This is a genomic window from Mesorhizobium sp. M4A.F.Ca.ET.022.05.2.1, assembly GCF_003998845.1.
Classification (GTDB): domain Bacteria; phylum Pseudomonadota; class Alphaproteobacteria; order Rhizobiales; family Rhizobiaceae; genus Mesorhizobium.
In genome coordinates this window covers 1-964 of sequence record NZ_RZOJ01000763.1, presented here as the reverse complement: position 1 = coordinate 964, position 964 = coordinate 1, and the positions used below count along the sequence as shown (strand labels likewise).

General features: G+C 67.2%; 2 protein-coding genes. Both read left to right on the top strand.

The window, feature by feature from the left end; genetic code table 11:
• Window positions 1-131 precede the first annotated feature (131 nt).
• The gene (locus tag EN745_RS35220; protein WP_245487916.1) at window positions 132-779 is read left to right on the top strand and encodes an ATP-binding cassette domain-containing protein; all 648 of its coding nucleotides are present in this window, start codon (window positions 132-134) and stop codon (window positions 777-779) included.
• On the top strand, window positions 776-964 hold a 189-nt coding region (locus EN745_RS35215), incomplete at its 3' end, for an ATP-binding cassette domain-containing protein (protein WP_127423341.1). The genes EN745_RS35220 and EN745_RS35215, both read left to right, overlap by 4 nt.

The following is a 964-nucleotide window of genomic DNA, read 5'->3' as shown; positions in this document are numbered from 1 at the left end:
GTACAACGGCTGATTGGACTGCTGACGGGGTTCGCATCGTGACCATTTCGCCCAACGCTGCGATCCTCAATGCCGCCGGCATCCACAAGCGCTTCGGCGCGCTGGTGGTGCTCGACGACATCGACTTCGCCATGCAGGCCGACGAGGCGGTCGGCATTGTCGGCCCGAACGGCGCCGGCAAGACGACATTGCTCAGCGTGATGTCCGGCGCCTATCCGCCGAACGCCGGTACCGTCGCCTTCAAGGGCGGCGATGTCACGTCGCTGCCGGCAACGGCGCGCTGCCGGCTCGGCCTCGTGCGCACGCATCAGGTGCCGAAACCGTTCGGCGGCATGACCACGTTCGAGAATGTCTTCATCGCCGCCTCGCATGGCGCCGGACTCAAGCGCGACGAAGCCTATGAGGAGGCACTTGCCTCGTTGAAACTGTGCGGCATGCTTGGCGTCGCCAACCGCCGTGCCGAGACGCTCGGCCTGCTGGACCGCAAGCGGTTGGAGCTCGCCCGGGCGCTCGCTGCCAGGCCGACGCTGCTTCTGCTCGACGAGATCGGCGGCGGACTGACCGACGGCGAGGCCGGCGAGTTGGTCGAGACCATCAGGGAATTGCGGCGCCGCAAGATCGGCATCGTCTGGATCGAGCACATTGTCCACATCCTCTTGCAGGTGGCCGGGCGGCTGATCTGCATGGATGCGGGAAAGATCATCGCCGACGGCGAGCCGCAAGCGGTCATGGCCGACCCGCAGGTGATCCACGCCTATCTCGGCGGAGGCCCGAAATGAGCCTGCTTTCGGTCGAGGATCTCGTTGTCCGCCACGGCCTGTTGCAGGCGGTGCGCGGCGTGAGTTTCGACGTCGAGCGCGGCGAGACGCTGGCGCTGGTCGGCGCCAACGGCGCCGGCAAGACGACGCTGCTGAGAGCCATCGCCGGCGCGCATCCGCAGGCATCGGGGCGCGTGCGATTCGAT